22 protein-coding genes are annotated in these 25,641 nt (G+C 62.0%); 12 read left to right on the forward strand and 10 right to left on the reverse strand.

What is annotated here, in order from left to right:
• Position 1 precedes the first annotated feature (1 nt).
• The 7 genes from rpe to J7302_RS23830 all read right to left on the reverse strand — a co-directional run bounded on the left by rpe (position 2) and on the right by J7302_RS23830 (position 8,793).
• Positions 2–670: a ribulose-phosphate 3-epimerase gene (rpe, locus tag J7302_RS23800; RefSeq protein ID WP_215380589.1), complete on the reverse strand. Its 669-nt coding sequence runs from the start codon at positions 668–670 to the stop codon at positions 2–4.
• A gap of 137 nt (positions 671–807) precedes the next feature.
• Positions 808–1,635: an ABC transporter permease gene (locus tag J7302_RS23805; protein ID WP_215380592.1), complete on the reverse strand. Its 828-nt coding sequence runs from the start codon at positions 1,633–1,635 to the stop codon at positions 808–810.
• A 104-nt stretch (positions 1,636–1,739) separates the two neighbouring features.
• The gene (locus J7302_RS23810; RefSeq protein ID WP_215380594.1) at positions 1,740–2,987 is read right to left on the reverse strand and encodes an ABC transporter permease; all 1,248 of its coding nucleotides are present in this window, start codon (positions 2,985–2,987) and stop codon (positions 1,740–1,742) included.
• A gap of 123 nt (positions 2,988–3,110) precedes the next feature.
• Positions 3,111–4,142: an ABC transporter substrate-binding protein gene (locus J7302_RS23815; protein WP_215380596.1), complete on the reverse strand. Its 1,032-nt coding sequence runs from the start codon at positions 4,140–4,142 to the stop codon at positions 3,111–3,113.
• A gap of 189 nt (positions 4,143–4,331) precedes the next feature.
• Positions 4,332–5,441, reverse strand: a complete 1,110-nt coding sequence (locus tag J7302_RS23820) for an ABC transporter ATP-binding protein (RefSeq protein WP_215380598.1) — start codon at positions 5,439–5,441, stop codon at positions 4,332–4,334.
• Between the two features lie 326 nt (positions 5,442–5,767).
• A complete protein-coding gene (locus tag J7302_RS23825; protein ID WP_215380600.1) occupies positions 5,768–6,397 on the reverse strand; it encodes a response regulator in 630 nt (209 codons plus the stop codon).
• Positions 6,394–8,793 (reverse strand): PAS domain-containing sensor histidine kinase, encoded by a 2,400-nt coding sequence (locus J7302_RS23830; protein ID WP_215380603.1) that lies wholly within the window; start codon positions 8,791–8,793, stop codon positions 6,394–6,396. The genes J7302_RS23825 and J7302_RS23830 overlap by 4 nt, the downstream gene beginning before the upstream one ends.
• Before the next feature lie 140 nt (positions 8,794–8,933).
• Here J7302_RS23830 and J7302_RS23835 point away from each other — a divergent pair, with 140 nt between their 5' ends.
• Positions 8,934–9,956: an alpha/beta hydrolase family protein gene (locus J7302_RS23835; RefSeq protein WP_215380605.1), complete on the forward strand. Its 1,023-nt coding sequence runs from the start codon at positions 8,934–8,936 to the stop codon at positions 9,954–9,956.
• 6 nt (positions 9,957–9,962) lie between these two features.
• On the opposite strand, the gene J7302_RS23840 is transcribed toward J7302_RS23835, so the two are convergent.
• From J7302_RS23840 to J7302_RS23850, 3 genes are read right to left on the reverse strand one after another with little or no spacing between them, the layout of a single operon-like run.
• A complete protein-coding gene (locus J7302_RS23840) occupies positions 9,963–10,730 on the reverse strand; it encodes a TerB family tellurite resistance protein (RefSeq protein WP_215380609.1) in 768 nt (255 codons plus the stop codon).
• Between the two features lies 1 nt (position 10,731).
• On the reverse strand, positions 10,732–11,403 hold the full coding sequence (murU, locus tag J7302_RS23845; RefSeq protein ID WP_215380611.1) for an N-acetylmuramate alpha-1-phosphate uridylyltransferase MurU: 672 nt from the start codon (positions 11,401–11,403) through the stop codon (positions 10,732–10,734).
• A complete protein-coding gene (locus tag J7302_RS23850; protein ID WP_215380613.1) occupies positions 11,400–12,425 on the reverse strand; it encodes an aminoglycoside phosphotransferase family protein in 1,026 nt (341 codons plus the stop codon). Before J7302_RS23850 ends, murU begins: the two co-directional genes overlap by 4 nt.
• A gap of 127 nt (positions 12,426–12,552) precedes the next feature.
• Here J7302_RS23850 and J7302_RS23855 point away from each other — a divergent pair, with 127 nt between their 5' ends.
• From J7302_RS23855 to J7302_RS23905, 11 genes are all read left to right on the forward strand, one after another.
• The gene (locus J7302_RS23855) at positions 12,553–15,333 is read left to right on the forward strand and encodes an LPS-assembly protein LptD (RefSeq protein WP_215380615.1); all 2,781 of its coding nucleotides are present in this window, start codon (positions 12,553–12,555) and stop codon (positions 15,331–15,333) included.
• On the forward strand, positions 15,314–16,606 hold the full coding sequence (locus tag J7302_RS23860; RefSeq protein WP_215380617.1) for a peptidylprolyl isomerase: 1,293 nt from the start codon (positions 15,314–15,316) through the stop codon (positions 16,604–16,606). Before J7302_RS23855 ends, J7302_RS23860 begins: the two co-directional genes overlap by 20 nt.
• Positions 16,607–16,689: 83 nt before the next feature.
• A complete protein-coding gene (gene pdxA, locus J7302_RS23865; protein WP_215380620.1) occupies positions 16,690–17,688 on the forward strand; it encodes a 4-hydroxythreonine-4-phosphate dehydrogenase PdxA in 999 nt (332 codons plus the stop codon).
• A 102-nt stretch (positions 17,689–17,790) separates the two neighbouring features.
• Complete coding sequence (gene rsmA, locus J7302_RS23870) at positions 17,791–18,597, forward strand: 16S rRNA (adenine(1518)-N(6)/adenine(1519)-N(6))-dimethyltransferase RsmA (RefSeq protein ID WP_215380623.1); 807 nt, start codon at positions 17,791–17,793, stop codon at positions 18,595–18,597.
• A 39-nt stretch (positions 18,598–18,636) separates the two neighbouring features.
• Positions 18,637–19,017, forward strand: coding sequence for a Co2+/Mg2+ efflux protein ApaG (apaG, locus tag J7302_RS23875; protein WP_215380626.1), 381 nt, complete (start codon positions 18,637–18,639; stop codon positions 19,015–19,017).
• Between the two features lie 10 nt (positions 19,018–19,027).
• Positions 19,028–19,855 (forward strand): symmetrical bis(5'-nucleosyl)-tetraphosphatase, encoded by an 828-nt coding sequence (locus tag J7302_RS23880; RefSeq protein ID WP_215380630.1) that lies wholly within the window; start codon positions 19,028–19,030, stop codon positions 19,853–19,855.
• The gene (gene glpE / locus J7302_RS23885) at positions 19,848–20,177 is read left to right on the forward strand and encodes a thiosulfate sulfurtransferase GlpE (RefSeq protein ID WP_215380635.1); all 330 of its coding nucleotides are present in this window, start codon (positions 19,848–19,850) and stop codon (positions 20,175–20,177) included. The genes J7302_RS23880 and glpE overlap by 8 nt, the downstream gene beginning before the upstream one ends.
• Before the next feature lie 286 nt (positions 20,178–20,463).
• Positions 20,464–22,386 (forward strand): PrkA family serine protein kinase, encoded by a 1,923-nt coding sequence (locus J7302_RS23890; protein WP_215380639.1) that lies wholly within the window; start codon positions 20,464–20,466, stop codon positions 22,384–22,386.
• 98 nt (positions 22,387–22,484) lie between these two features.
• Positions 22,485–23,756: a YeaH/YhbH family protein gene (locus J7302_RS23895; RefSeq protein WP_215380642.1), complete on the forward strand. Its 1,272-nt coding sequence runs from the start codon at positions 22,485–22,487 to the stop codon at positions 23,754–23,756.
• Positions 23,757–23,769: 13 nt separating this feature from the next.
• Positions 23,770–25,335, forward strand: coding sequence for a SpoVR family protein (locus tag J7302_RS23900; protein WP_215380646.1), 1,566 nt, complete (start codon positions 23,770–23,772; stop codon positions 25,333–25,335).
• A 63-nt stretch (positions 25,336–25,398) separates the two neighbouring features.
• The gene (locus tag J7302_RS23905; RefSeq protein ID WP_215380650.1) at positions 25,399–25,560 is read left to right on the forward strand and encodes a hypothetical protein; all 162 of its coding nucleotides are present in this window, start codon (positions 25,399–25,401) and stop codon (positions 25,558–25,560) included.
• The last annotated feature ends 81 nt before the right edge of the window (positions 25,561–25,641 follow it).

Genomic DNA, 25,641 nt, shown 5'->3' on the forward strand with positions numbered 1-25,641 from the left:
ATCAGACCTTGGCCAGTTCGGCACGCATGGCCGCGATGACTTCGACGTAGTGTGGCGCGTTGAAGATGGCCGAACCGGCAACGAAGGTGTCGGCACCGGCAGCCGCGATTTCACGGATGTTGTGAACGTTGACCCCACCGTCGATCTCCAGACGAATCTCGCGGCCGGAAGCCTCGATCAGCGCGCGAGCCTCACGCAGCTTGTCGAGGGTGGCGGGAATGAACTTCTGCCCGCCAAAGCCCGGGTTGACGCTCATCAGGAGGATCATGTCGACCTTGTCCATCACGTACTTGAGCACATCTAGCGGCGTCGCCGGGTTGAACACCAGGCCAGCCTTGGCACCGCCATCACGGATCAACTGCAGGGAGCGATCAATGTGCTCCGAGGCTTCCGGATGGAAAGTGATGTAGGTAGCGCCTGCCTCGATGAAGTCGCCAATGATGCGATCCACCGGCTTGACCATCAGGTGCGCGTCGATCGGCGCGGTGATGCCGTACTTGCGCAGAGCCGCGCAGACCATCGGGCCGATGGTGAGGTTGGGCACGTAATGGTTGTCCATCACATCGAAGTGAACGATGTCGGCGCCGGCGGCAAGGACGTTGTCCACCTCCTCTCCCAGGCGAGCGAAATCGGCGGAGAGGATCGACGGGGCGATGGCGAAGGGCTGCATGGGTGACCTCGGGGCAGATTCACGATGGCGCGGATTGTAGCCCGAGAGCGCCCGCAAGGCTCGTTCATACGTCTGCGAGGCAACCAGAAACATCAAAGGGGGCCACTGGCCCCCTTTGATTCAACACGTGATGCGGGTCATTCAGGCATCGAGGTACGCAGGCGCTCGCCGCGTCCACGCAGCCACTCCAGCGTCAGCAGCAAGACGATTGAGAAGCCGATCAGCAGGGTCGCTGCCGCGGCGATGGTCGGGCTGAGGTTCTCGCGGATACCGCTGAACATCTGCCGTGGCAGGGTGGCCTGCTCCGGCCCTGCGAGGAACAGGGTCACCACCACTTCGTCGAAGGACGTGGCAAAGGCGAACAGCGCACCGGAAATAACCCCTGGCGCGATCAGCGGCAGGGTCACCCGAAAGAACGTGGTCAGAGGCGGAGCGCCAAGGCTGGCAGCCGCACGCACCAGGTTCTGGTTGAAGCCTTGCAGGGTCGCCGACACTGTGATGATCACGAAGGGCACACCGAGCACCGCATGGACCAGGATCAGCGACAGGTAACTGTTGCCCAGGCCCAGCGGGGCGAAGAACAGGTAGCTGGCCACACCGATGATCACCACAGGCACGACCATGGGGGAGATCAGGATGCTCATTACCAGCGCCTTGCCGCGGAACTCGCCACGGGTCAGGCCGATGGCCGCCAGGGTACCGAACACCATGGCCAGCAGGGTAGCGGCCGGGGCCACAATCATGCTGTTGGTCAGCGAGCGCATCCACTCGGCGGACTGGAAGAAGTCCGCATACCAGCGCAGCGAAAAGCCCTGCAGCGGGTAGACGAGGAAAGTGCCGGAGTTGAACGACAGCGGAATTATCACCAGTACCGGCAGGATCAGGAACAACAGCACCAGGCCGCACAGGCCGCGCAGGGTGAAGTACCACAGGCGTTCGACCGGGGACATGTAAGGACTCAACATGACTCGCTCTCCAATGAATTTCTTGCGGATCCCCTCCCCTGGCCCTGCGGGCCACCCTCACCCACAGGCGGGGAGGAGGATCAGTTGGCCTCTCGCGGAGGCGCTTATCCCAGTCGCAGGCGACCTGCGCCCACCAGCCAGCTGTACACCACGTAGAGGATCAGGGTGGCGAACAGCAGCATCCCGCCCAGGGCCGTGGCCATGCCCCAGTTGATGGTGGTGTTGGTGAAGAAGGCAACGAAGTAGCTGACCATCTGGTCGTTCGGGCTGCCCAGCAGTGCCGGGGTGATGTAGTAGCCGATCGACAGGATGAACACCAGCAGGCATCCGGCGCCGACCCCGGCCACAGTCTGCGGGAAGTAGACCTTCCAGAAGCTGGAGAACGGATGACAGCCGAGGGAGATCGCCGCGCGCATGTAAGTCGGCGAGATACCCTTCATCACGCTATAGATAGGCAGGATCATGAACGGCAGCATGATGTGCACCATGGAGATGTAGACGCCGGTGCGGTTGAACACCAACTGCAGCGGCTGGTCGATCAAGCCCAGCTTCAGCAGCGCGCCGTTGATCAGGCCACCAGATTGCAGCAGGACGATCCAGGCCGCCACGCGGACCAGGATGGACGTCCAGAATGGCAGCAGCACCAGGATCATCAGCAGGTTGCTCTGGCGCGTCGGCAAGTTGGCCAGCAGGTAGGCCAGCGGGTAGGCCAGCAGCAGGCAGATCACGGTGATCACTGCCCCCATCCAGAAGGTACGGGCGAAGATGTCGAGGTAGATGGCCTGGTCCGGGGTGGCCGGAGCCAGCTCGCCCAGATCATCGATGCGGTGGTCGAGAGAAGCCAACAGGTAATAAGGGGTCAGATTGCTGCTGTTGCGGCGGATGGCCTGCCAATACGCCGGGTCGCCCCAGCGCTCGTCCAGGGCTTCGAGCGCTTCTTTATATGAAGCCGGCTCAGTCTTGAACGGCAGGGCACGGGCGGTCTTGGCCATCAGGCTCCGGTAACCGGCCAGTTCCATGTTCAGACGCTTGGACAGGTCGCCGACAGCCTGGTTCTTGCGGGCTTCGGCGAGGTCCTCGGCCAGTGCCTTGTAGACCGGCTCAGCCGGTAGCGCCTTGCCGTCCCACGCACTGATCGCCTCGACAGTACGCGGCATGGTTCCCACGACCTCAGGGTTATTCACACTCTTGTAGAGCAGCGCACCGATGGGCACGAGGAAGGTCAGCAGGAGAAAAATCAGCAGCGGCAGGATCAATGCCTGGGACTTCAGGCGGTTCATCCGCTCGGCGCGGGCGAGGCGCTGCTTGAGGGTGGGGCCGGTGACCTGGGTCAGGGGCACTGCAGTGGCCATGGCGAACTCCGTTGAAACGTGCCGTCTCTCGGCTGGATTGGACTTGCGGCCCCGAGGGGCTGGGCGAGGAACATCCCTCGCCCTCAGCCCCTCTCCCAGTAGGAGAGGGGCGGGGCGGCGGCCTTACTTGGCCGCCCAGGAGTTGAAGCGCTGCTCCAGCTGCTCGCCGTAGTCAGCCCAGAAGGTGACATCCATGGCGACCTGGTTCGCGATGTTTTCAGGTGTGGTCGGCATGTCCTTCAGTACTGCCTTGTCCAGCAGCGGAACGGCCTGCTTGTTCGCCGGACCGTAGGCGATGTTTTCAGAGAAACCCTTCTGTTGCTCAGGCTTGACCGAGAAGGCGATGAACTGCAGCGCGGCCTCTTTGTCCTTGGCACCCTTCGGGATGGCCCAGGCGTCGAAGTCGTAGATGCCGCCGTTCCACACCACTTTCAGATTGCTCTCTTTCTGCACGGCGGCGATACGGCCGTTGTAGGCAGAGCTCATGACCACGTCACCGGAAGCCAGGAACTGCGGCGGCTGGGCGCCGGCTTCCCACCACTGGATGCTCGGTTTGATCTGGTCGAGTTTCTTGAAGGCACGGTCCTGACCCTCTTGGGTAGCCAGTACGCTGTAGACATCCTTCGGTGCCACACCATCGGCCATCAGGGCGAACTCGAGGGTGTACTTGGCACCCTTGCGCAGGCCGCGCTTGCCCGGGAATTTATTCACGTCCCAGAAATCCGCCCAACTGGTCGGTGCGCTCTTCAGCTTGTCAGCGTTGTACGCCAGCACCGTAGACCACACGAAGAAGCCAACACCGCACGGCTGGATGGCACCTGGGATGTAATCCTCGGCATTGCCGAAGAGGGCCGGATCGAGCTCCTCGAACATGCCTTCATCACAGCCACGGGAGAGCTCAGGCGACTCCACTTCGACCAGGTTCCAGGACACGCTGTTGGTATCGACCATGGCCTTCACCTTGGCCATCTCGCCGTTGTATTCGCCGGCGATGATCTTGTTTCCGGTAGTCTTTTCGAAGGGAGCGTAGAACGCCTTGGTCTGGGCGATCTTGTTGGCGCCGCCGAAGGACACCACGGTCAGGTCGGCTGCCAACGCTGGTACGGCGCAGGCCAGGCCCAGGGCCATGGCGGTGAGTTTCAGGGATTTCGACATTGTTATTTTCTCCACAGTGCAGGGTTGCTAGGTCTGTACGAAAAGTCGTCGAGCGAAGGTCAGGCTAGGCAAAAATCGGTGAGGATGCGGAATTTACGAGCTGTAAATGAGCATTCCGAACCGTTTTTTAACGACGCCTCACCGAGCGCAGGCACTTTTCGTACAGTGCCTAATGCTTGGCGCCGCCGCTCATTCCGTCGTCAACGGATCCAGCGCGCGAACGTGCTCCACTTGCCAGCCGAGCGGCACCACATCGCCTACCGCTAGTGCGGGGTCGAGCTCAGCAATAGGTTGCTTGACGAAGAAATCGGGCTTGCCGCAGACCTCGAGGCGAATTCGCACGTGGTCGCCCAGGTAGATGAACTCCTCCACACGACCGTTGAAGCGATTGACGCAACTTTCGCTGTGGCCGTTCAGGCGCACGCGCTCGGGGCGGATGGACAGGGTAACGGACTCGCCGGGCTTGCCGACGTTGATCGCCAGCGCCTCGACTTTCTCGCCGCGGGCCAGGCGCACCACGCATCGCTCGCCGCTGTGGCTTTCCAACTCGCCGCTGAGCCGGTTGTTCTCACCGATGAAGTTGGCCACGAAGGTGTTGCGCGGCAGTTCGTAGAGTTCTCGCGGAGGGGCAATCTGCTGGATCTCACCCTGATGGAACACGGCCACGCGATCGGACATGGTCAGGGCTTCGCCCTGGTCGTGGGTCACGTAGACCACAGTCACACCGAGACGCTGATGGATGTGCTTGATCTCCATTTGCATGTGCTCGCGCAGCTGCTTGTCGAGCGCGCCCAGCGGCTCGTCCATCAGCACCAGCTGCGGCTCGAAGACCAGCGCGCGGGCCAGGGCCACACGCTGCTGCTGGCCACCGGAGAGCTGACCCGGGTAGCGATTGCGGAAACTGTCGAGTTGCACCATGGACAGCGCACGCTTGACCCGCTCGCTGGCGTCGGTCTTGCTCATGCCGCGCACCGAGAGCGGGAACGCCAGGTTCTCGGCCACCGTCATGTGCGGGAACAATGCATAGTTCTGAAACACCATGCCAATGTCGCGCTTGTGCGGAGGGACGTTGTTGATGGAGCGACCGGCCAGGAGGATTTCGCCGTTGGTTGGGGTTTCAAACCCGGCGAGCATCATCAGGCTGGTGGTCTTGCCGGAGCCGGACGGCCCGAGCAGGGTAAGGAACTCGCCTTTGCGAATGTCCAGGTTGAGGTCTTTGACGATCAGCGTCTCGCCGTCGTAGCTCTTCTGTACGCCGCGAAAGCTGACGAGGATGTCACTGCCTTGAGTCTCGGCCATAACCGCACCTTTGTTTTTGTGTCTGCCGTAGGACAAAGCCTAGAGAAGCCGGCAAGCCACGCAAATCGGGCGGTATGACAGATTGCTATAAGGGTAGGAGAGGATCTTTTGTAGGAATCGCCCTACAAATCCGAGTGCCAATATCGGACATTCAGGGGGTGGTGATGATCCCGTTAGCCGCAGCTAGACCAAGCGCGGCGGCGTGATCTCGCGCGACCTCATAAAACCTGTAGGGGCGAATTCGTTCGCCAAGCGCCCCGCAGGGGCGACACTGGGGTCATGAACATACCAAGCCTTGACCAGCGCGAAGCAGGCCGCGCGACCACTCAGAGCAGCTTGTGCTCCACTGCGTATTTGACCAGGTCCGCCACTGAGTGCAGGTTGAGCTTCTGCATCAGGCGTGCCTTGTGGGTGCTGACCGTCTTGCTGCTGACCGCCAGCTGATGGGCAATCTCGTTGACCCCCTCCCCCCTTACCAGCCTCTCGAACACCGAGAACTCACGTTCGGACAGCAGCGTATGCGCCGGTCGCGCATCGGTCAGCCCCACCTCGAAGACCATGCGGTCGGCGAGGTCCGGATCGATATAGCGACCACCGGAGGCCACTTTGCGAATGGCCGTGAGCAAAAGGGCCGGGTCACTGTCCTTGGTAGCGTAACCGGCGGCTCCGATCTTCAGCGCCCGCGCAGCCATCTGTGCCTCGTCGTGCATCGACAACACCAGCACCGCAGGCGGATTGTTCAAAGCGCGGATTCGGGGGATGGCCTCCAGGCCGTTAACACCCGGCATGGAAATATCCAGCAACACCACCTCGCAGGGCGTATGGCGCAGGGTCTCGAGGAGCTGCTCGCCATTGGAGGCCTCACCAGCAACGCTCAGATCCTTGGCCAGGCCGATCAGCTGCTTGATGCCTTCGCGGACGATGGTGTGGTCTTCTGCGACCAGGACTCGAATCACGCTGCCTTCTCCTTATCCAATGCGACATGTACGCACAGGGTCGTCCCTTCACCCGGCTGACTCTCGATCTTCAAGTTACCACCGAGCATCAGCACCCGTTCGCGCATACCGACGAGACCGAACGAACCGCCGCGCTGGCCCTCCTGAGCGTCGAACCCACGGCCATCATCACTTATGCGCAAGCACAGCATGCCGCCCTCAACGCTCAAACGGACCGCCACAGTATGCGCTTCAGCGTGCCGCATGACATTGGTCAATGCCTCCTGCAGCACCCGGAACAAACCTACCGCCTTGGCATCGGACAGGCGCGGCAGGTACTCAGGCACCTCGACCAGGCACGGAATATGGGTGCGGGCCTCGAAACGCCGGGCCTGCCACTCGATCGCCGAGGCAATGCCAGCATCAAGAATCGGCGGACGCAGCGCGGTCGCCACATCACGGACCAGTTGGAATAGCTGAGCGATCAGGCGCTTCATGCTCTCCAGACGTTCCTTCAACCCGGTATCGAGGTCAGCATAGGCCAGCTCGCACATCGAGGTTTCCAGCTTGAGCACCGTGAGCACCTGACCCAGTTCGTCGTGGACTTCGCGGGCGATGCGCGCCTTCTCCTCCTCCCGCACGCTCTCAAGGTGAGCCGACAACTGGCGCAACTGTGCCCGTGAATCAGCTAGAGCGAGTTCAATCTGCTTGTTCTCGGTGATATCCCAGACCACGCCATCCCAGACTGCCCGGCCATCATCGAAGATTCGCGCGCTGGCTTTGATATCTGCCCAGCGCACCTGCCCGTCTCGGGTGAGGATGCGCCCTTGCCAATGCCAGTCCCGCTCAGCCTCCAATGCGGCCGACTGACTGGCCAAGTAGCTGTCCCGATCCTCCGGGTGGACCAATCCCCGGATACCTCGGCCAGTATCCAGCAACTCACTGGCACTGTAGCCCACGACGGCTTCGCTACCCTCGCCGATGAAAGCGAAGCTCGCCTGGGCCCCAACCTGCGGGCGTTCCAGACGGAATACCAACCCGGGCACGTTGGAAGCAATGCCCTTGAGGCGCGCCTCGCTTTCCTCCAGTGCCTCGCGAGCCTTGCGGCGCTCGGTTGCATCGGCCAGGAAAACCACCAGGTACTCCGACGTGCCGAATCGCAGGAAGCTCAGCGATATATCAGCCGGTAGCCAACTGCCATTGGCACGGCGGCAACGGGTCTCGAAACTCTGTGGCCCTTCGTCGCTATTGCGCGCCCGGCGCCACAGGCTCAGCCAGCGGTCCATATCCATCCCAGGCTGGAAATCGGCCAAAGGGCGATCGGTCAGGGCGCCCGGCTCATGACCGAGCATCTGCTCCGCTGCGCGGTTGGCGTAGCGCACATGACTGTCCCAATTGACCCAGAGAACGCCGAGGGTACTGTGGTCGATGGAGAATTGCGTGAGGCGCAAGGCCTCCTCTGCGGCCTCGCGAATCTGCATCATGTGCCGGGCCTCAAGGAGCTGGCGCTCCAGGGAACGGCGCTGGCGCCGCAGCCAGGTAATGATGGCGCCCGCTGCCACCAGCAGCACACCCAGGAGCATCGAGAGGTTCTGCCAGAATCCCGCCGACTCGCCCAGCCGTGGGTAACTCGCTTGCAACCAGCGCTCATGGAGCTGGTCGAGGTCCTTGGGCGGCAGGCTGCGCAGGGCGATATCGAGGATGGAGCCCAACTCAGGCCAATCGCGGCGCGAGGCGACACGCAGCAGCTGAGGGAAGCCGATGTCCCCCACCACGGCCAGTCCGGCGAATTCCTGCTCGCGAGACAGGCGACTGAGCTGCGCCTCGTCCAGCACCGCAAAGCGGACATTACCTTCGAGCAGGGCGCGCAATGCCTGGCGTTCCCCCGCCACCGGCAAAAGCTGAAGGTTCGAGTAGGTTGCGCGAAGATAGTCGCCAACCGGGCTGGGCTGACGAACCGCCACAGGAGCGCTGGCGTCGAGTTGCTCCAGGTCGACCGAGGCGTTCCCCTCACGCTCGCCGACCAGCAACTGGGAGACGCGCATATAGGGGTCGGAATACAACCACAAGCGCAAGCCAGCGGGCGTTTGCACCAACCCTGGCGCCAGGTCGATCTGCCCGGCACGCAGCGCCTGCTCCAGTTCGCCAACGCTGTCATAGGTACGCCAGATCCATTCCACCTGCATGGCAGTCCCCAGCCACTTCACCAGCTCGACATTCGCCCCGGAAAGTTGCTGCAAGCGACGGTCGAGCTGCGCATAGGGCGCCTGCAAGACCAGCCCGACGCGCAATTGCGGATGGGCCTCAAGCCATTGGCGTTGTGGCTCGCTCAGCTGCAGGGTGGGCGAGGCCGGGGCCGCCACAAGCGGAAAAGCCAGGCACAGGGCGAAGAACAGCGTGAGCAACGAACGGGTCATTGAGAGCTACCGCGGGCGAAGACTTGTGATGAACGGCCGATATACCTTACTCCAGGCAAGCAGGACCATGCGAAGGCTGGCCTGACAAAAAACGGGCAAGCCATTAGGCTGCCAGCTTCTGCTCCATCAGGAATGATCAGATGCCCCGAGCACCACGCCCGACTCTCGCAGCCCTCTGCTTCGCCTTCCTGACGTGCGGGCTCCCGGCCCTCGCTGCCGATGCCACACCCGCCAAGCAAGACGCCGCCGATAACTCCCAGGAAATGCCCGCGGTTACACGCGCCCCACTCCAGGAACGTAGCCAAGTCGAAGCGGCTGGCCTGGAGCGCCAGTTGCCAGAAAACGAACAGCAGCAGCTACAGGCAGGCGACGAGACCTTCCTCGCGTTATGGCGGCCTGCCAACGTCGGCGAACCCGAGGGTCTGGTTATTCTGCTGCCGGGCGATGGGGAAAACGCGGACTGGCCCCTCGCGGTCGGCCCCTTACGGCGCAAACTGCCGGATGCCGGCTGGAGCACCCTGAGTCTGAGCCTGCCCGACCCAAAGGGCGACGAGCCGCCTCCTCGTCCTGAGAAACCGTCGAAAATCGACCGCAGCGAGCCTGTCGTCAGCGCCGAAAAAGCGGCAGAGGATGGCCCTTCCACGACAGAGCAAGCCGGCAGTGCAGAGCCAAACACGGATCCAGCTCCCCCGGCACTATCCACCGAAGGCATCCGCAAGGCCCATAGCACCCGAGTGTCTGCCCGTATCCAGGCGGCGCTCACCTTTGCCCGCCAGAGCAAACCCACCACCATCGTCTTCCTTGGCCACGGCACTGGCGCCTACTGGGCGGCCCAGTACCTCGCAGTGGAAGAGCCGACAGATATCCGCAACCTGCTGCTGGTAGACGCGCAACAGCCTGCAGGCTATGACCCGATCCTGGATAAGCTACTGCCTGAACTGAAGTTGGCCACCGGCGACTTCTATTACCGAGAGGCGCCGGCGGACCGCAGTGCGGCGCAGGAGAGACTCCAGGCCAGCAAACGTCAGAAACATCCGGCTTACATCCAGGTCGCCATGAATGGCCTGCCGGGCGACAGGGCGACCGAGCAGGAGCAGCTGGTACGGCGCATTCGCGGGTGGCTGAGCCTACAACTGCAAGCGGGCGCGCCACCCGGCAGATAACGCGCCTCAGCGGAAACCGTGGCGCTCGCGAATCAGGTTGTAGGCGTTGTGCAGTTCACGCGTCTTGTCGGTAGCAGCCCGCACCAGAGCGGGCGTCGCGCCGGAACCGGCCAATTTGTCCGGGTGATTCTGGCTGAGCAGGCGCCGGTAGGCCCGCTTTATCACCGCCGGCTCGCAATCCGCGGTCACCCCCAGCAACGCCAAGGCGTCCTTGTAGCTGTTACGCGGCGTCGGCGGTAGGCCTTGCGGGGTGTCGAAACCGGCCCCCAGGGCCTCCACCTGCTCGGTCGAGCAACCAAGACAGCGTCCCCACTGAAGTATCAACTCCCGCTCGCGCTGGCCAATCCGGCCATCCACAGCAGCCATCTGCCAGCAACTGCGCAGCAGACGCTCGATCGCTGGGCGGCGCCCCTGCAGACGCTTGAGCGATGCCTGGATGCCCTTCCCGCTTTGCTTACCGCGCGTAAAAGCCTCGATCGCACGACGTGTACCCGCCTCATCCAGCCCAAGTCGGCGCATCTCGGCGCGGGCCTGCTGGATATGCAGCTCCATGACCCGCCCCTCACTCTTGGCCAGGCGCCCGAGCAGAACGAAGAGCAGATCCTGCTCCAGGATCGGCGGCTCACCTTGCAGCCGGGCCTTCAGGCTCGCCCAGGAGTCCAGCCCCAGACGCCGGTCGAGCACATGCCCCAGCAAACCGCCTAGCAGCGCGCCCGGAATGCTCGCCAGAGCTAGCCCGGCCGCCGCGCCGAGGAATGTGGCCGGCCAGGCCATCTCAGGCCTCCGCCTTCAACAAGCGCTCGACATCGGCCAGGCGCTCATGGGTACCGACGTCTACCCAGCGCCCACTGAAGTACTCGCCGCTCACCCGGCCTTCCGCCATCGCCTGACGCAGCAACGGCGCCAGCTTGAAAGCACCAGGCTGACATCCTGCAAACAAATGCGGATGAAGCACGGCAATGCCGCTGTAGGTCAGGTTTGGCTTTCCCGCGACGGCATCGTGGACCATCCCCGCATCGAGGCAGAAGTCACCACCCGGATGGTGCTCCGGGTTATCCACCAGGACAAGATGGGCCAGCCCATCGAGAGGCCGCCGCAGGTGCAAGAAATCGAAGTCGGTCCAGACATCGCCATTGACCACCAGGAAGGGTTCATCCCCCAGCATAGGCAAGGCCCGGAAAATGCCCCCACCGGTCTCCAGTGGCTCCCCCTCAGCCGAGTAACGAATACTCAGGCCGAAGCGTGCACCGTCGCCCAGGTGGTCTTCGATCTGCTGCCCCAGCCAGGCATGGTTGATCACCAGCTCGCGAAAACCGGCATCGGCCAGCGCGCGCAGGTGAAATTCGATCAGTGGCGTACCTGCAGCCCGGACGAGCGGCTTCGGCGTGTGCAGAGTCAAGGGCCGCATCCGTTCGCCCTTGCCCGCAGCGAGAATCATCGCCCTCATACGCAGGGGACCTCGACCTGCGGCAGGCTGGCCAGCAGCACTTCCAGCTCGGCCAATTCGGGTCGACGGGCAATCACAGCGTCTATATAGGCAAAGAAACGCGGCACATCGCCCAGGTATCTCGGTTTGCCATCGCGGTGGCAGATGCGTGCGAAGATGCCGATGACCTTGAGATGGCGCTGCACGCCCATCAGGTCGCTGGCACGGAGAAACGCGTCGAGCTCGCCTTGCACTGGAATCCCCGCTTCGTGGGCCTGGGTCCAGTAGCGCTCCAGCCATCCCCGCACACGCTCCTCCGGCCAGCTGAGGAAGGCATCCTTGAACAGGCAGGTGACGTCGTAGGTTACCGGACCATAGACGGCATCCTGGAAGTCCAGAACTCCCGGATTCGGCGTGCTCAGCATCAGGTTGCGCGGCATGAAATCGCGATGCACCAGCACCTGAGGCTGCGCCAGGGCGCTGGCTACCAGCAAGTCACAGATGCGCTGCCAGGCGCTTAGCCTCTCGCCGTCCAGTTCGATACCCAAGTGGCGCTGCAGGTACCACTCGGGAAACAACTGCAGTTCCCGACGCAGCAGGGCGTCATCGTAAGACGGCATGGGCTCATCAAGAGAGCGCTTCTGGAAAGCCAGCAGCGCCTGGACGGCGTCTTCAAAGAGACGATCCGCATTGTCGGCGTCGATCACGTCCAGGTAAGTCTGGTGCCCCAGGTCGTCGAGGATCAGGAAGCCCTGCTCCACATCGGCGGCGAGGATCCGTGGCACGTGCACACCAGTCTCGGCGAGCATGCCGGCCACCTTGACGAACGGTCGGCAATCCTCGCGCGGTGGCGGCGCATCCATCAGGATCAGGGTACGGTCGCCCCCTTCCCACCGGAAATAACGGCGAAAGCTGGCATCGCTACTGGCCGGAACCAGGCTGGCGACGGGCACAGGGCCCCAGCCTTGGGCAGCGAACAGGGTGGGCAACTGCTGGTCCAGCCAATGGCTCAGCTGCTGAAGGCGAAGGTCTTCTTCGTGCATTACGTGGGGTCTCCGGCGGCGCTAGCCGTTGTGCGGGTCATGCTTTATTATCCAGCATCTTTTTCAGCCCATCGAGAGGCGTGCGGCCCAGCGGGCCGAAGGCGCGCAGGAAGCCCGGACTAACAAGATGGCAGTAAGATCCCCCGCGTTTCGTAGAAAGTTCCCTCTGCTGGTGACCGGCAGCCTGCTGGCACTGCAGCCAGTAGCCACTTCATATGTCGTCGCCGCAGAACAATTCGATTGCCAGGCCTCTGCCAGCGGCGGCTGGGCGTGCGCGCCCAAGGCCAGCGCTGAGAGTCTGCCACCGCGTCCGGTGCATAGCGAGAGTGCCGTGAGCTCCACCATTGGCGCCGCCCCCCAGGCCGTTGACGGCCAAGGTGCGGCCGAAGGGAGCCAGGCGACCCTGGTGACCGAAGCGGGCGGCAAGGGGCTAGCTTCCCGCAGCGCTGACTACAGCCATCTGGACTGGGTACCACGTGACCAGCTCACTCCTGCCCAACTGGCCGAGACCGGTCCTTACTGTGCTGGTACCTATGTCGAGCCACTGCGCCCCGGCATGGACGACGACACACCGCTGGAAGACGCCCCGACCTACATTTCCGCCAAGGCCTCGCGCTACGAGCAGGAAAAGCAGATCGCGACCCTCGCCGGTGACGTGGTTCTGCGTCAAGGCAGCATGCAGGTCGAAGCCGACGAGGCCAACCTGCATCAGGCGGAAAACCGTGGCGAGCTGAAAGGCAACGTCAAGCTGCGCGACAACGGCGCGCTGGTCGTCGGCGACCAGGCCGAGCTGCAGCTGGACAACGGCGAAGCGAAGATCGAAAACGCCGAGTACGTCCTGCACCAGTCCCATACGCGCGGTAACGCGCTATATGCCAAGCGCCAGGAAGACGCTGTCATCCGCCTGAAGGACGGCACCTATACCCGCTGCGAGCCAGGCAACAACGCCTGGCATCTGAAGGGCAACAATGTCACGCTGAATCCAGCTACCGGCTTCGGCACAGCGACCAACGTGACGCTGCGAGTGAAGGACATTCCGGTCTTCTACACGCCGTACATCTATTTCCCGATCGACGACCGTCGCCAATCCGGCTTCCTGCCACCGACTATCGGCAGCAGTAGCGACAGTGGTTTCCTGCTGGTCACTCCGTACTACCTGAACCTAGCGCCGAACTACGACGCCACCCTCTACCCACGCTACATGGCCAAACGCGGATTGCTGATGGAGGGTGAATTCCGCTACCTGACCCCCAGCAGCGAAGGCCAGTTGGGCGCTGCCTACCTGGACGACAAGGAAGATGAGCGCAAGCTCATGTCCGACTACGAGGAAAAGCGCTGGCTCTATAACTGGAAACACACAGGCGGCCTGGATTCCCGTCTGCTGACCGAAGTCGACTACACCGACATCAGTGATCCGTATTATTTCGAGGATCTGGACAGCGACCTCAGCATCGATACGCCAACCTACGTCAACCAGCGCGGCACCCTGACCTATCGGGGCGACAGCTACACTGCCAAACTGAACGCGCACGCGTATGAACTGGCAACGATCTCCGATATCACCCCGTACGACCGGCTGCCACAGATCACCCTGGATGGCGTACTGCCCTACCAGCCCGGTGGGCTGAACTTCGGCTACAGCACCGAATTCGTACGCTTCGACCGCAACCTGCGCGAAGGCGACTTCATCAACGAGGATGGCGAGGCCTCCCCCTGGTACGACAACAACGTCCTGGGCCTGGCTCGCGCCAATGGCGACCGTACGCACTTGGAGCCCGTGGCCAGCCTCCCCATGAACTGGAGCTGGGGCTTCCTCAAGCCGCAGGTGAAGTACGCCTACACCCAATACGAACTGGACCTGGACCAGCAGGGCAAGAACACCCTGCTTGCTGAGCAGACCTTCCACGGCAGCCAGGACCGCCAGGTGCCGATTTATAGTGTCGACAGCGGGCTGTATTTCGACCGAAAGACCCAGTTCTTCGGCAAGAACTACACCCAGACCCTGGAACCCAGGCTTTTCTACCTCTACGTTCCGGAAGAAGATCAGACCGATATTCCGCTGTTCGACACCGGAGAAAGCACCTTCAACTACTCCTCGCTGTTCCGGGATAACCGCTTCTCCGGCCGCGACCGGATTGGCGACGCCAACCAGGTATCCCTGGGCGTGACCAACCGCTGGGTCGAGTCGAACGGCTTCGAGCGTCAGACCGTTAGCGTTGGCCAGGCCTTCTACTTCGAGGATCGCAAGGTCCAGTTGCCTGGTATCGACTATCGCACCCGCGCCGATGCGCAGGCCTCCACGTCTCCCTATGCTCTGGAGTACCTGTATCGGTTCAACCGGGACTGGCGCCTGAGCTCCGACTTCAACTGGGACCCGGACTCACATCGCACCCGTTCCGGCAGTGCGATGTTCCACTATCAGCCTGAAGACAACCCGAACAAGGTGGTCAACGCCGGTTATCGCTACCGCAATGACACCATCCACTACGACCAATCCACCGGCCAGTGGAAAGTCGGCGACAGCGATTTCGGCGTCGAGGGTCAACCGGGTTTCATCAAGGACTACTACAAGATCAGCCAGCACGACTTCTCGTTCATCTGGCCGGTGGTGCCGCAGTGGAGCGCCATTGGACGCTGGCAGTATGACTACAACCGCGACCGTACGCTGGAGGCCTTCGGTGGTTTCGAGTACGACAGTTGCTGCTGGAAGCTGCGCCTGATCAACCGCTACTGGGTCGACTACGACGAGTTTGACCAGACGCCCACCACCTCCAACGACAGCGGCGACCGCGGGATCTTCCTGCAGATCGTCCTGAAGGGCCTTGGCGGCGTTGTCGGCAACAAGGTGGAAGGCTTCCTCGATAAAGGCATTCAAGGTTACCGTGAACGTGAAGACCAAGCTCTCTGATTGTCTGCGCCCGCTGCTGCTGGGCGCCCTGCTACTCGGCAGCTGCGTGCAGGCCGAAGTGCGTCCCATCGACCGGGTGGTGGCGATCGTCGACAACGACGTGATCATGCAAAGCCAGCTCGACCAGCGCCTGCGCGAAGTGCAGCAGACCATCGCCAAGCGTGGTGCCTCGCTTCCCCCGGAGCATGTGCTCAGCCAGCAGGTGCTGGAGCGCCTGATCATCGAGAACATCCAGCTGCAGATCGGTGACCGCTCGGGCATTCGCATCACTGACGAGGAGCTCAACCAGGCCATCGAAGCCATCGCCCAGCGCAATGGCATGACGGTCGAGCAGTTCCGCGGCGCCCTCTCCCGGGACGGCCTATCCTATGAGGACGCCCGCGAGCAGGTTCGCCGCGAGATGGTCATCAGCCGGGTTCGCCAGCGCCGTGTCGCGGAGCGCATCCAGGTCAGCGACCAGGAAGTGCAGAACTTCCTGGCTTCCGACCTGGGCAAGATGCAACTGTCGGAAGAGTTCCGCCTCGCCAACATCCTGATCCCGGTGCCGGAAGGGTCTTCGCCCAGCACCATCCAGGCCGCAGAGCGCCAGGCCCAGGACCTCTACCAACAACTCAAGCAGGGCGCAGACTTCGCCCAGCTGGCCATCTCCCGCTCCGCCGGAGAAACCGCCCTGGAAGGCGGCGAGATCGGCTGGCGCAAGGCAGCCCAGCTGCCGCCCCCGTTCGACGGCATGATCGGCGCCCTCCCCGTTGGCGACGTTACCGAGCCGGTGCGCACGCCAGGCGGTTTCATCATTCTCAAGCTACTCGACAAGCGCGGCGGCGAAACCCTCGTGCGCGACGAAGTCCATGTACGCCATATCCTTCTGAAGCCCAGCGAAATTCGCAGCGAGGAAGAAACTCGCCGCCTCGCCCAGCGCATCTATGACCGCATCCAGTCTGGTGATGATTTCGCTGAACTGGCAAAAAGCTATTCGGAAGACCCGGGTTCGGCCCTCAATGGCGGCGACCTGAACTGGATCGACCCCAACGCTTTGGTTCCGGAGTTCCGCCAGGTCATGGCCCAAACCCCGGCTGGTCAGCTGTCCCAGCCATTCAAGAGCCCCTACGGCTGGCATGTCCTGGAAGTACTGGGCCGTCGTGCAACCGATAGCAGCAGCCAGTTCCGCGAGCAACAGGCCCTCAATGTCCTGCGTAACCGCAAGTACGACGAGGAACTGCAGGCCTGGCTGAGACAGATTCGCGACGAGGCCTACGTCGAAACCAAGCTGTAACCCGATCGAGTCGCGGGCAGCGCACTGGCGGTACAATCGCCGCCAGCGCGCTGGCTACCACGTAATCCCGCACAGGACTCACCATGACCGCTCTCCGCTTCGCCCTCACCCCCGGTGAACCCGCAGGCATCGGCCCCGACCTCTGCCTGCTGATCTCCCGCAACGCCCAGGCCCTTCCCCTGATTGCCATCGCAAGCCGCGACCTGCTTGAGCAGCGCGCCGCACAGCTTGGCCTTGCGATTAGCCTGATCCCGGTCTCTCCAGCTTCCTGGCCCGATGCCCCCGCAGAAGCCGGCAGCCTATATGTCTGGGATACCCCATTGCGCAACACCGTCCGCCCCGGGCAATTGGACAAAGCGAACGCCGCCTATGTGCTGGAGACCCTGACCCGCGCCGGAAATGGCTGCCTGGAAGGTGCCTTTGCCGGAATGATTACCGCGCCGGTACACAAGGGCGTGATCAATGAAGCCGGTATTGCCTTCTCCGGCCACACCGAGTTCCTCGCGGAGCTGACTAACACCCAGCAAGTCGTGATGATGCTGGCGACCCGCGGGCTGCGTGTGGCCTTGGTGACAACCCACCTACCCCTCAAGGATGTCGCTGCGGCCATCACCGGCGAGCGACTGATGCGTGTCGCTCGTATCCTGAATCGGGATCTGATCGACAAGTTCGGCATCGACCGGCCACGTATCCTGGTCTGTGGCCTGAACCCCCACGCCGGAGAAGGCGGACACCTGGGACGCGAAGAGATCGAAGTCATCGAGCCGGCGCTGGAGCACCTACGTAGCGAGGGACTGGACCTCATCGGACCACTGCCCGCCGACACGCTCTTCACCCCTAAGCACCTGGAGCATTGCGATGCAGTCCTCGCCATGTACCACGACCAAGGCTTGCCCGTGCTCAAGTACAAGGGTTTCGGCGCCGCGGTGAACGTCACCCTCGGCCTGCCGATCATTCGCACCTCGGTGGACCACGGCACTGCCCTCGACCTCGCGGCGACCGGCAAGATCGATTGCGGTAGCCTGGAAGTCGCGCTCGAAACGGCCTACCAGATGGCCGCCGCCCGCACGAAAACCCACTGACCACCCGGCGACCTTAGGCTTGCAACCCTCCCGCCTGATAAACTCCGCCTTTTGTGATCCTGCGTCAGCCATCGGGCTGGCGCCCAAGGCCTGGAGCCTTTGATGTCCGAACAGTACCAACATCGCGCACGCAAGCGCTTCGGCCAGAACTTCCTGCATGACGCCGGCGTCATCCACCGTATCCTGCGGGGCATCCATGCCCGTGAAGGCGAGCATCTGGTCGAGATCGGCCCTGGCCAGGGCGCGCTTACCGAAGGGCTTCTGGGCAGCGGCGCGCAACTCGACGTGATCGAGCTGGACCTCGACCTGATCCCGATCCTGCGGGCGAAATTCGGTCATGAGCCGCGCTTTCGCCTGAACCAGGGCGATGCGCTGAAGTTCGACTTCCGCCAGCTCGGTCACGAGCCGCACAGCCTGCGGGTGGTCGGCAACCTGCCCTACAACATCTCCACCCCGCTGATTTTCCACCTGCTAGACCACGCGGACCTGATCCGTGACATGCACTTCATGCTACAGAAGGAAGTGGTCGAGCGACTCGCGGCGGAACCTGGTGGCGGCGACTGGGGCCGGCTTTCGATCATGGTCCAGTACCACTGCCGGGTAGAGCACCTGTTCAACGTCGGTCCCGGAGCCTTCAACCCACCGCCCAAGGTGGACTCGGCGATCGTGCGCCTGGTACCCCACGCCAAACTGCCGCACCCTGCCAAGGATGTCCACCTGCTCGAACGCGTGGTGCGCGAAGCCTTCAATCAGCGGCGCAAGACCCTGCGCAACACGCTGAAGGGTTTGCTCGATGCCGCCGACATCGAGGCAGCCGGCGTCGACGGCAGCCTGCGTCCGGAACAACTGGACCTGGCCGCGTTCGTTCGCCTGGCCGATCAGCTGGCCCTGCGCACAAGCACCGTCTGAAGCCTTAGACTTCCTTTCCAGCTTCTCGAGAGCCACCGCGTGACCGACTCCCGCTATCAGATCGACGTCAGCGTCATCACCCGTTACCTCGCCGAGCAATCGCAGCCGGACGAGAACCGTTTTGCCTTCGCCTATACCGTGACCATCCACAACAACGGCGAGTTGCCAGCCAAGCTGGTCAGCCGTCACTGGATCATCACCGACGGCGATGGGCATGTGCAGGAAGTCCGCGGCGCCGGCGTGGTCGGCCAGCAACCACTGATTGCCCCCGGCGCGAGCCACACCTACACCAGCGGCACCGTCATGGCCACGCGAGTTGGCAGCATGCAGGGCAGTTACCAGATGGTCGCCGAGGACGGCAAACAGTTCGACGCGATCATTGCCCCCTTCCGCCTGGCCATGCCTGGCGCGCTTCACTGAGGGCATCCGGATGACGGTCTATGCGGTCGGCGATATCCAGGGCTGCCTTCGCCCGCTCAGATGCCTGCTCGACCGGGTGGCGTTCGACCCCGCCAAGGACCGCCTTTGGCTGGTAGGTGACCTGGTCAATCGTGGACCGCAATCCCTGGAGACCCTGCGCTACCTATTCTCCATACGCGACTCCGTGACCTGCGTGCTTGGCAATCACGACCTGCACCTGCTGGCTGTCGTGAATAACATCGAGCGCCTGAAGAAGGCCGACACGCTGAGGGAGATCATCGAGGCGCCCGACTGTGCGGACCTGGTCGACTGGCTCCGCCTGCAGAAGCTGATGCATTACGATGAAGAGCGCGACATCGCCCTGGTGCATGCGGGCATCCCCCCGCAATGGACACTCAGGAAAGCCCTCAAGCGAGCGGCAGAAGTCGAGGAAGTTCTATGCGACGATGCCCGCCTGCCACTGTTCCTGGAAGGCATGTACGGCAACGAACCGGCCAAGTGGGACGGCGACCTGCATGGCGTCACACGCCTGCGGGTCATCACCAACTATTTCACCCGCATGCGTTTCTGCACGCCCGACGGCACGCTGGACCTGAAGTCCAAGGAAGGCCTGGACACCGCACCGCCTGGCTACGCCCCCTGGTTCAGCCACCCAGGTCGCAAGACGCGTGGACAGAAGATTATTTTCGGCCACTGGGCGGCCCTGGAGGGCAACTGCAATGAACCCGGCCTGTACGCCCTCGACACCGGATGCGTCTGGGGTGGCGCCATGACCCTTTTGAATGTCGACAGCGGCGAGCGTTTCAGCTGCAGCTGCGAGGAGAACCGCCATGAGTGAATTCCAACGTATCGCCCCTGAGCAGGCCCAGACCCTTCGTGAACAAGGCGCCCAGGTGGTCGACATCCGTGACCCGCAGAGCTTTGCGCTCGGCCACATTGCCGGCTCAAGGCACCTGGACAACCATTCGCTGCCGGATTTCATCGCCCAGGCCGATTTCGACAAACCACTGATCGTCGCCTGCTACCATGGCAACTCTAGCCAAAGCGCCGCCGCCTACCTTGCCCACCAAGGTTTCAGCGAGGTGTACAGCCTGGATGGCGGGTTCGAGCTCTGGCGCAGCGTCTATCCTGCGGAAGTGGCCCAGGGAAGCGTCGAGTAAAAAAAAATTTCAGCAAGGCGCTAAGCCGCACCATCTCTGGCTTAGCGCCACTCTCCGACGAACGGTTATCTCTTGTTATCGTTCCGCCATCCTTGATCTTGCCGATAACGAACTACTCTTAGCTCAGGCCATCCAAAAAAGGGGAGAGCCGGTCCACCGGTTCCGGGCCATCGGCAGCGACCATTTAGGTGTTTTGGGGGATGTTCCATCAGCCAGCTTTCGGCTGACTGCCCGCACCCGCACAACCGACCCCGCGCCGGCTTCCTGTTTCCAGCGAGGTGACGTCATGAGCATTTTCAGCCACTTCCAACAACGCTTCGAAGCGACTCGCCAGGAGGAATATTCCCTCCAGGAATATCTCGACCTGTGCAAGCAGGACCGTAGTGCCTATGCCAGCGCGGCGGAACGCATGCTCCTGGCTATTGGCGAACCGGAATTGCTGGATACCTCGGTTGACCCTCGGCTGTCGCGGATCTTCTCCAACAAGGTGATCCGCCGCTACCCGTCCTTCGCCGACTTCCACGGCATGGAGGAATGCATCGACCAGATCGTTGCCTACTTCCGCCATGCCGCCCAGGGTTTGGAAGAAAAGAAACAGATCCTCTACCTGCTGGGTCCGGTCGGTGGCGGCAAATCCTCCCTGGCGGAAAAGCTGAAGCAATTAATGGAGCGCGTGCCCTTCTATGCAATCAAGGGTTCGCCAGTCTTCGAGTCGCCCCTGGGGCTGTTCAATGCCGACGAAGATGGCGCCATCCTCGAGGAAGAGTACGGCATCCCGCGACGCTACCTGCGCACGGTGATCTCGCCCTGGGCGACCAAGCGACTCAATGAGTTCGGTGGTGATATCAGCAAGTTCCGCGTGGTCAAGCTCTACCCCTCGGTCCTCAACCAGATCGCCATCGCCAAGACCGAGCCGGGCGATGAGAACAACCAGGACATCTCCGCGCTGGTGGGCAAGGTGGATATCCGCAAGCTCGAGGAATTCCCGCAGAACGACGCCGACGCCTACAGCTACTCGGGCGCCCTGTGCCGGGCCAACCAGGGCCTGATGGAATTCGTCGAGATGTTCAAGGCACCCATCAAGGTGCTGCACCCGCTGCTGACCGCAACCCAGGAGGGCAACTACAACAGTACCGAAGGCCTTGGTGGTCTGCCCTTCAGCGGTATCATCCTGGCCCACTCCAACGAATCGGAATGGCACAGCTTCCGTAACAACAAGAACAACGAGGCGTTCATAGACCGGATCTACATCGTCAAGGTGCCCTACTGCCTGCGCGTCACTGACGAGATCAAGATCTACGACAAGCTGCTGGTCGGTAGCTCGCTTGCTCACGCGCACTGCGCTCCCGATACCCTGCGCATGCTGGCGCAGTTCTCGGTCCTGTCTCGCCTGAAGGAGCCGGAGAACTCCAACATCTATTCGAAGATGCGCGTCTATGATGGCGAAAACCTCAAGGATACCGACCCGAAAGCCAAGTCGATTCAGGAGTACCGCGACTCTGCGGGCGTCGACGAAGGTATGAACGGCCTGTCGACCCGTTTCGCCTTCAAGATCCTCTCCAAGGTGTTCAACTTCGATCCGCACGAAGTCGCGGCCAACCCGGTCCACCTGCTCTATGTGCTGGAACAGCAGATTGAACAGGAACAGTTCCCGGCCGAGGTACGCGAGCGTTACCTGCGCTACATCAAGGAATACCTGGCGCCGCGCTACATCGAGTTCATCGGCAAGGAAATCCAGACCGCCTACCTGGAGTCTTACAGCGAGTACGGTCAGAACATCTTCGACCGCTATGTGCTCTACGCGGACTTCTGGATCCAGGATCAGGAATACCGCGACCCGGAAACCGGCGAGATTCTCAACCGAGTGGCCCTCAACGAAGAACTGGAGAAGATCGAGAAGCCGGCGGGCATCAGCAATCCGAAGGATTTCCGCAACGAGATCGTCAACTTCGTCCTGCGCGCTCGTGCCAACAACAATGGCAAGAACCCGAGCTGGCTCAGCTACGAGAAGCTGCGCGTGGTGATCGAGAAGAAAATGTTCTCCAACACCGAAGACCTTCTGCCGGTCATCAGCTTCAATGCCAAGGGCAGCAAGGAGGAACAGCAGAAGCACAACGACTTCGTCAAACGCATGGTCGAACGCGGCTACACGGAGAAGCAGGTACGCCTACTGTCCGAATGGTACCTGCGGGTACGCAAGTCGCAGTAAAACTGTCTCAAGCTGCAAGCCCGAAGCAAGCAGTCGGGAGGCGCCGCCCCAAGCGGCGCCTTCTGCAGCTTGCAGCCTGAAGCTCCCCGGAGGGGCCTATGAGCTATGTCATCGACAGGCGTTTGAATGGCAAGAACAAGAGCACTGTGAACCGCCAGCGGTTCCTGCGGCGTTACCGTGAGCACATCAAGAAGGCGGTGGAGGAGGCCGTCAGCCGTCGCTCGATCACCGACATGGAGCATGGCGAGCAGATCAGCATCCCTGGTCGCGATATCGACGAACCGATCCTTCACCATGGGCGTGGTGGGCGGCAAACCACTGTCCATCCTGGCAACAAGGAATTCACTGCCGGCGACCGTATCCCTCGCCCTTCCGGTGGTGGCGGTGGACGGGGCGGCGGCAAGGCCAGCAACTCCGGCGAAGGCATGGACGACTTCGTATTCCAGATCACACAGGAAGAGTTCCTCGACTTCATGTTCGAGGACCTGGAGCTGCCGAACCTGGTCAAGCGTCACCTAACCGGCGCCGACACCTTCAAGACCGTTCGGGCCGGCATCAGCAACGAGGGCAGCCCGTCGCGCATCAACATCGTCCGCACCTTGCGTTCAGCCCACGCCCGGCGCATCGCCCTGTCGGGCAGCAGTCGCACTAAACTCAAGGAGGCAAAGGCCGAACTCGAACGACTCAAGCGCGAAGAACCGGATAACTTCGGCGATATTCAGGATCTAGAAGCAGAAATCGCCAAACTGCGCACGCGGATCGAGCGCGTTCCGTTCCTTGACACCTTCGACCTCAAATACAACCTGCTGGTGAAGCAGCCGAATCCGTCATCCAAAGCCGTGATGTTCTGCCTGATGGACGTGTCCGGCTCCATGACCCAGGCCACCAAGGACATCGCCAAGCGCTTCTTCATCCTCCTGTACCTGTTCCTCAAGCGGAACTACGACAAGATCGAGGTGGTGTTCATCCGCCACCACACCAGCGCCCGCGAAGTGGACGAGGAAGAATTCTTCTACTCCCGGGAGACCGGCGGGACCATCGTTTCCAGCGCACTCAAGCTGATGCAGGAAATCATGGCCGAGCGATATCCCATCAACGAGTGGAACATCTATGCGGCCCAAGCGTCGGACGGCGACAACTGGAATGACGACTCCCCCATCTGCAGGGATATTCTGATCAAGCAGATCATGCCGTTCGTGCAGTACTACACCTACGTCGAGATCACCCCACGCGAGCACCAGGCGCTGTGGTACGAGTACGAGCAAGTCTGCGAGTCCTTCGACGATACCTTCGCGCAACAGCAGATCGTCTCGGCGGCGGATATCTACCCGGTGTTCCGAGAGCTCTTCCATCGCCGGCTAGTGACCTGAGTGGAGGCGTGACATGACTGCCAGCAAAAAGGAACGCAAGCCGATCTCCACCGGTTCCGAGTGGACCTTTGACCTGATCCGCGCCTACGACCGTGAAATCGGACGGATTGCCGAACGCTATGCACTGGACACCTACCCGAACCAGATCGAGGTGATCACTGCCGAGCAGATGATGGATGCCTATGCCTCGGTGGGGATGCCGCTCGGCTACCACCACTGGTCCTACGGCAAGCACTTCCTCAGCACCGAGAAGTCGTATTCCCGGGGGCAAATGGGCCTGGCCTACGAGATCGTCATCAACTCCGATCCCTGCATCGCCTACCTGATGGAAGAAAACACCATCACCATGCAGGCGCTGGTGATCGCCCACGCCTGCTACGGCCACAACAGCTTCTTCAAGGGCAATTACCTGTTCCGCACATGGACCGACGCCAGTTCGATCATCGACTACCTGGTGTTCGCCAAGCAGTACATCAATCAGTGCGAGGAGCGCCACGGCATCGATGCCGTGGAAGACTTGCTGGACTCCTGCCACGCGCTGATGAACTACGGCGTCGACCGCTACAAGCGTCCGTATCCCATCTCCGCCGAGGAGGAACGGCGTCGACAGAAGGACCGCGAAGAGCACCTGCAGAAACAGATCAACGACCTGTGGCGCACTATCCCCAAAGGCTCCGGCAAGGGAGGGGACAGGGACAATCAGCGCTTCCCCAGCGAGCCCCAGGAAAACATCCTCTACTTCATCGAAAAACATGCACCACTGCTGGAGCCCTGGCAGCGCGAAGTGGTGCGCATCGTGCGCAAGATCGCTCAGTACTTCTACCCGCAGCGCCAGACTCAGGTCATGAACGAAGGCTGGGCTACCTTCTGGCACTACACGCTGATGAACGACCTGTATGACGAAGGCCTGGTCACCGACGGCTTCATGATGGAATTCCTGCAGTCGCATACCAGCGTCGTCTATCAGCCCCCATTCGATAGTCCTTACTACAGCGGCATCAACCCCTACACGCTGGGCTTTGCCATGTACCGCGACATCCGGCGCATCTGTGAAGAGCCCACCGAGGAGGACAAGCACTGGTTCCCCGACATCGCCGGCAGCGACTGGCTGTCGACCCTGAAGTTCGCCATGAAGAGCTTCAAGGATGAGAGCTTCATCCTGCAGTTCCTCTCGCCCAAGGTGATCCGTGACCTCAAGCTGTTCAGCGTCCTGGACGATGACCAGAAGGAGGAACTGCTGGTGCCCGCGATCCATGACGAACAGGGCTACCGCCTGATCCGCGAAACGCTCGCCGCGCAATACAACCTCGGCAATCGCGAACCCAATATCCAGATCTGGAGCGTCGACCGTCGCGGTGACCGTTCCCTCACCCTTCGCCATCAGCAACACGACCGCAAGCCCCTGGGCGAATCGACCGACGAAGTACTCAAGCACCTGCACCGCCTCTGGGGATTCGATATCCACCTGGAAACACGTCAAGGCGAGCAAATCACCGGGAGCCACCATATTCCCCCAAAGGGGGAGCGCACTGAGGACGGGGAGTACCCACGCCTGGACCTGATCATTCCACCCATTTGATCGGTTGACCGCGTGCCCGACGCCCACCGAGCATGTGGTCATCTCCCCAGGGAGCGTCCTCAGATGCGCCTCTTCTCCATCCTGGTGCTGTGCCCGGCCCCGGCCACCTGTTCCAGCCCCATCCTGCAGATCCGCGTCCTGCAGCCAGCCGGCCCCGAGCGTTCCGGGCGCAGCAGCTTCGAACTGTTCGCCCCCGAACAGGCCGTGGACGGCGAACTTCTCTGAGAAGGGCTCGCCAGCACAGACCTCCGCCCCTCCCGCTACAGCACTGCACTTCTGGAAAGCGCGGTCCGCAGACTGATCGAG

The organism is Metapseudomonas boanensis, assembly GCF_018704125.1.
Classification (GTDB): domain Bacteria; phylum Pseudomonadota; class Gammaproteobacteria; order Pseudomonadales; family Pseudomonadaceae; genus Metapseudomonas; species Metapseudomonas boanensis.